Annotated in this window: 6 protein-coding genes and 1 pseudogene; all 7 read left to right on the plus strand. The window is 29.9% G+C overall.

Annotated features, from left to right (window positions below; all coding sequences use genetic code 11):
• The first annotated feature begins 65 nt into the window (after positions 1-65).
• Positions 66-1,067 carry a DNA polymerase III subunit delta gene (gene holA / locus LCI24_RS15685; protein WP_099216503.1) on the plus strand — a complete coding sequence of 334 codons (1,002 nt, stop codon included), beginning with the start codon at positions 66-68 and terminating at the stop codon, positions 1,065-1,067.
• Between the two features lie 374 nt (positions 1,068-1,441).
• Complete coding sequence (tssD, locus tag LCI24_RS15690) at positions 1,442-3,325, plus strand: type VI secretion system tube protein TssD (RefSeq protein WP_274641224.1); 1,884 nt, start codon at positions 1,442-1,444, stop codon at positions 3,323-3,325.
• Positions 3,267-3,881, plus strand: coding sequence for a hypothetical protein (locus LCI24_RS15695; protein WP_274641225.1), 615 nt, complete (start codon positions 3,267-3,269; stop codon positions 3,879-3,881). The genes tssD and LCI24_RS15695 overlap by 59 nt, the downstream gene beginning before the upstream one ends.
• A gap of 86 nt (positions 3,882-3,967) precedes the next feature.
• Positions 3,968-4,612 carry a hypothetical protein gene (locus tag LCI24_RS15700; protein WP_274641226.1) on the plus strand — a complete coding sequence of 215 codons (645 nt, stop codon included), beginning with the start codon at positions 3,968-3,970 and terminating at the stop codon, positions 4,610-4,612.
• 138 nt (positions 4,613-4,750) lie between these two features.
• Complete coding sequence (locus LCI24_RS15705) at positions 4,751-5,083, plus strand: hypothetical protein (RefSeq protein ID WP_274641227.1); 333 nt, start codon at positions 4,751-4,753, stop codon at positions 5,081-5,083.
• A gap of 96 nt (positions 5,084-5,179) precedes the next feature.
• On the plus strand, positions 5,180-5,782 hold the full coding sequence (locus tag LCI24_RS15710) for a hypothetical protein (protein WP_274641228.1): 603 nt from the start codon (positions 5,180-5,182) through the stop codon (positions 5,780-5,782).
• A 6-nt stretch (positions 5,783-5,788) separates the two neighbouring features.
• Positions 5,789-5,974: pseudogene (locus tag LCI24_RS15715) on the plus strand (DNA polymerase III subunit delta); the annotation flags it as partial.
• Positions 5,975-6,000: the final 26 nt, after the last annotated feature.

The raw sequence follows: 6,000 nt of genomic DNA on the forward strand, positions 1-6,000 counted from the left end.
AATGAATACTTAGCTACAACATTTTAAATAACAACAACACCAAGAAGAAGGTAGAAGAAAGACACATGAACGAAATTAAATCTATCATATCCGATATAAAAGGAGGCAACATCAAACCCATTTATTTTTTAATGGGAGAAGAACCGTATTACATCGATAAAATCTCAGATTATATTGAAGATAATGTGTTAGATGAATCTGAAAAAGGATTCAATCAAGTAGTTATGTACGGTCGTGATGTATCGATAGAGGAAATTGTGTCGTCGGCAAAACGTTTTCCGATGATGGCAGAAAAGCAGGTGATTATTGTTAAAGAAGCCCAAGATTTAAGCCGTTCGATTGATAAAATAGAGTCATATGCTGCCAATCCGCAACCGAGTACCGTATTGGTGTTTAACTACAAATACAAAAAGCTCGATAAACGTAAAAAGGCGTACAAAGCCATAGCAAAAAGCGGACTCATTTATGAAAGTAAAAAACTGTATGATAACCAAGTAGCCGATTGGATACGTCAGGTGTTGGGCGGAAAAAAGTTTAATATTGAACCGAAAGCTGCACAAATGTTGGTGGAGTTTTTAGGAACCGACCTGAGTAAGATTAGCAATGAATTAGATAAACTAACCTCAGTATTGCCTGCGGAAACCATTATTACCGATAAGCATATTGAAGAAAATATCGGGATTTCTAAAGACTTTAACAATTTTGAGTTGCGTAAAGCTGTAGGACAGCGAGACGTGGTGAAAGCGAACAGAATCATCAATTATTTTGCACAGAACCCAAAGAACAATCCGTTGGTAATGACTATTTCCTTACTAAATAGCTTTTTTACACAGTTATTAATGTACCACGGATTAAAAGACAAATCGAAAGCTTCGGTTGCTAAAAACTTAGGAGTAAACCCTTATTTTGTGGACGACTACGTAAACGCTGCCCGTAATTACCCGATGCGAAAAGTATCGCAAATTATTGCTTTACTACGTGATGCTGATGTAAAAAGCAAAGGAGTAGGAGCCAACCAAACCCATGCCGATATTTTAAAAGAATTACTGTTTAAGATTTTGCATTAATTGTATTGTGTACAAACCTTATCATTAAAGAAGTAAAGAACTACGAGTAAAAATGTCGTAAAACGATATTTTTACAAACAAAATTCTAATAATGAGGCAATCAAATTAAGTTACCTACTCTCTTTTTTTCATAATTAAACGTATCAAATAGACAACTACTCGAATAAAGAGATAAAAAAATACGTACTACTTTGTCGCTTTTTAAGTACATAAAATTGTATGTATAAGTACAAGTTGCGTACAAACAAAGTTGGTTGTTCTTAAAAGACAGTGTTTTACGGTAAAAAGCTTAAAAATCAATACACTAATTGTATGATTTTGGAGATATTTTATATCTTTAACTCAAAAAATTGTACCACCCCTAAAAAAAATCTATGAACATAAAAGCAAAGCTTTTTGTATGTGGTGAGGAACGAGAATTGCTTACTACTAACTTAAATTACAACAGACTTACTGATTGGAACGGTAAACCTACTTCTGCCTTAATGGGAGGAACTATCTCAGTAACTTTTGAATCACAAATGTATGACGACTCTTTTGCAGAGTGGATTAAAGCCGATAGAACCGAAAACCCAAAAGTTGAATATCCCGCTAATTTATACTTATTAAGAGATGGTAAAATAGTCTTTTACAAAGATGAGTTTGATGGAGTAGAGCTATTCCAATACAACTTTCAAGATGGTGTACTTGTAAATTATTACGAAGCTTTTGACAACCAAAAAGGTATGTATGTTACGTTAACCATATCGCCTGCGATGCAAGACTATCGTTTTTTTAATAATAGTACAGACTGGAGAAGAAAAAGTCCTACTCGTTATATAAAACACTGGCAAGAAAGTTTTATACCCCCTATAAAAGAAACTCCTTATAAAGCGAAAGAAACCAATAAATCAGAAAAAAATCCTCAAATAATTAGTGGATGGTGGACTAAAAATAAAAATGACAGATTAAACCTAAAAAAAGCAAAATTAGGAGACACAGTTTATTTTCACATAGAAACTAAGGATATTAATGACGGTGAAGAGATAGACTGTAAGCTGTATGATTTAGATAAGTTTTTATGGGACTATTTATATCCTGATGACGATAAATTCAACAAAAAAGAAGTTCATAAAAAAGCTATCGTAAAAAATAATAAGGCGACTATTGAGCTTTTTCTTAACCAAAAATGGGAACAAAACCTTGTAGAAGATAGAGCTTACGATATTGAACTTTATTGGAGAGTTACTTATAAAAAGATAACTAAAAATTTACCTAATAGAGAAAGTATTTACCTTAATGTAGCTTTTACCGATCGAACACTGTTTTTTAAACCTTCTATTGCAGGGGGTAAATTACCACAACTTATAGCTAATGATGGAAGCCCTTTATTTTTAGCAGAACTTAAAGAAGCTACAATAGATGAAGTTGAGGACGTTGCTAAATCAAAAATTAAAAAGAAAGTTAAAAAGAAAGCTGAAAAACTTGTAAGTAGTGCTGTAGCAGGTTATAATAATGCTATTGAAAGTAAAGTAACTACCATTGCATTGGCGAAATTAGCCAAAGGTAATATGGTAGACACAAATGGTAAAATACATACTAAGTCTAGAAAAATTTACCAATACACCGAAGAAGTATTTAACAAAGAGGTAATTGTAAAAAGAGGTAGACGTTTTAATAATGGTATTGTAAAATCAGCAGCTAACCAAGCACATTATTTTGCAACTAATGGTACTAATGTAGAAATACTAAATACATTACGTATAAGACCACTAATGAGTGCAGAAGACGCATCTGAAGCATTTAGTAAAATATTTAGTTTGGTTGATTTCTCTATGATGAGCTTAGAAGAAATAACGGATACACCTTTAAACGTACCTGATTTTTTGTTAAAACGTTTTTTACCCAAAACTCCCATAGTAGGTATTAGTTTATGGCTTGAGTTTTTAGGATATGTAGCATTAGTTGAACATGAAAAGCAAGAAGCTATGGTTGACCAAATAATGCAGGAAAAACTTGAAAGAGCAAAAACAAAAGGATTAGATGCTTTAAGAACATTTCTACATGTTTATGAAACAGAGTATAATTTAATAGCTGTTTCAAATAAAACTTTATCAGCATTGTTATTAGGAAAATTTAGAACCTTAAAAAAATTAAACGATTATGAAAGTGAACAAAAGTTTAGTACAAAAAATGTACAAATATTGTATAAAGCTGTTTATGGAGAAGAAAAAGGAAGATTTGATTACGTTATCGAGTCTATATTTATTGATAAATAGAGGGAAATATGTCTTTGTTACTTTAATATTTATTGCTTGTTCAAGTAATAAAAAAGTTTCAAGTTTTAAACCTTCAAGTCCAGTTATTGTGATGATGAGTAAACCCCATAAAAAAGTTTATAGAATAGACATTCCTTTTGGTATTAAAATAAAAAACAGTTCACCTTCAAAACTATCTTTTGTTACCATTAATTATAATTATTTCCTTAATAAAAAGGGTATTGGAGAAGATTTATTTATCTATAATGATGCTGAAGAATTAGTTGAAATAGAAAACAATCAAATAATGAGTATATCACCTTTTTTAACTAATAAATATATAATCTATTCACGATATCAAATAGACTCATCTGAGGTCACTCAAAAAGAGTTAAAACCTTACATATTAAAAATGTTGAAAAACAACTTAGATACCTTCCGTATAAAATCAGTTTTAGAGTTTAAGAAAAAACATGCAGCATTATTTGAAAAGTTAACAAAAGGAGATAGTATTTCAATTCAGTTTTTAGATAATGGAAAGTTAGGAGAGTATGTTACTGTTCCTGCAAAATGGTAACAGAGTTTTTTAAGCTTTAACAACGAGGATAAAAAAAGTAAACTATCTACAAAAAGAATTAAAGTCCCTATTAAATTAACTAATTAATGAAGTTAACTATTTACTTGTTTATAATCTTAACAACATTTACTTGTGCCAACCCTAAAAAAGATCTTGTAGTAAAACAATCTCAATCAGTTAATTTTCCTGTAATTTTTGGAACTTACAAGTCAGAAATAGAAGAGGTAGCTTATATTAAGTTACCTAATCAAATTGAATTAAAAAACACATCTTATGTCAACTTAAACCTAAGTAGAATAACCTATGAATCAAACTATAAATCTTCTTATAGCCGCCCTCAAATGTATTTATATTCGGTAGAAGGAGGCTCTCTAAAGTCTGCTGGAAATTATAATAGAAAAATAATATTTGGTAAGAAAAGTCTTAATTACACCTATTATGTCAATTACATTATAGATACAAGTACTGTTACTCAACAATTATTAAGACCATTACTAGATAAAAAGAAAAACAAAGATACTATACATATAAGTATTGTTGATTTCAAGAAAAACAATCAAGAACTATTTAAAATGCTAACTAGTAATGACACTATTTTTACTAGATTTTTTCTAAGACATGGCAGCAGAGAAGAAAAAATGACAGTTGTCGATCCTAGTACAGGAGAACCTCAAACCATTACATCAATAGAAAGTAAGCACGAACGTATTAAAATACCTGTAAAGTGGTAATCAAGTATTATGAAAAAAAATAGCGCGAATATAATTTCATCTATCATAGCCAGTATTTATTCCACAATACTAATAATTAATATTATTAATTGCTCTAAAGCTCTTCAAAGTAAAAAAAATATAAGTTCAGATAATGAAATGGCAATTTTTACACCTTTGTTAGTTCTTCTTTTTGTTTCTTTTATGGTGCTATCTTTTTCTAAATGGAAAAAGGTAGTGGTTTATGTTGGTTTGGTAGGTGTTTTAAGTATGATACTTATGAGGTTATTTTATTACTTTGATCGTAATTATACTTACAATCATGAATTTAGCTATACTATATTTAATTTTTTCGGTTGGTATAATCACAATTCAGAGTATGATAAATACGACCACTTATATTTAGGGATGGAAGTCGTTATATATCCTGTTATTTTAGTTTTTTCTTACCTGTTATTCATAGTGCTCTTAAAAAGTTTATTAACAGAGTAAGTAATCGTTTTTCTATATATGAGTTTTAAAATCAATAATAACTTAATTTACATGAAAAGGTTGTAAAAATTAAAACATCAAAGACACCCATTAATAATGCAGTTTAGCTTAGTAACATTTATAAGAAAAATAGTTGAAGGTATTTACCTTACATCTTCACATAAGAGTCCCGATAACTATAATAATGCTACCAGATATAACAATAGGTCAAACAAGTTGCTCTTTAAAGATTACTTACATATAAAAGTATCTACAGAAGATGTTAGAATTGAAGGATTCTATTACGACGAAACTATATCTATTGATGTATATGGAAAAGAATGTAGAGAAAATCCAGACGATTACTTTGATGAAAAGAGTAGTTTTTTAGACGAATTATTTATAAGGTCGCCTGAATATTATAAAAACAAACACGACAGGTTTGAAACTCGTAAAAGGTTTAGGTCGCAAATAACAATTTCTTTAAAAGACAGAAATATAAAACTGCAAACATCAGTTTTTATGAATGAAGTTGAAGCCAGAATGAAGCTTTACGAACAAAACGTTATTAATATATATTATAAAAAATGGGAAATAGAAGATATGTATTTAAGTAGAGCTGGAGAAAATATTCTTAAAAAAGATTTTGAAGAATACTTTGTAGACTTAAAGTTTTTAAACCAAAGAAAAGTTGATTTTAGAAGATTAAAAGTTTTATAAAGCCCTAAAAACTTAGGAGTAAACCCATATTCTGTGGACGACTACGTAAACGCTGCCCGTAACTATCCAATGCGAAAAGTATCACAAATTATAGCCTTATTACGTGATGCTGATGTAAAAAGTAAAGGAGTAGGAGCCAACCAAACCCATGCCGATATTTTAAAAGAATTACTGTTTAAGATTTTGCATTAACGTTTAGTGCATGGTGTGCTATGCAT

The organism is Tenacibaculum larymnensis, assembly GCF_028829235.1.
In the GTDB taxonomy this organism is placed as follows: domain Bacteria; phylum Bacteroidota; class Bacteroidia; order Flavobacteriales; family Flavobacteriaceae; genus Polaribacter; species Polaribacter larymnensis.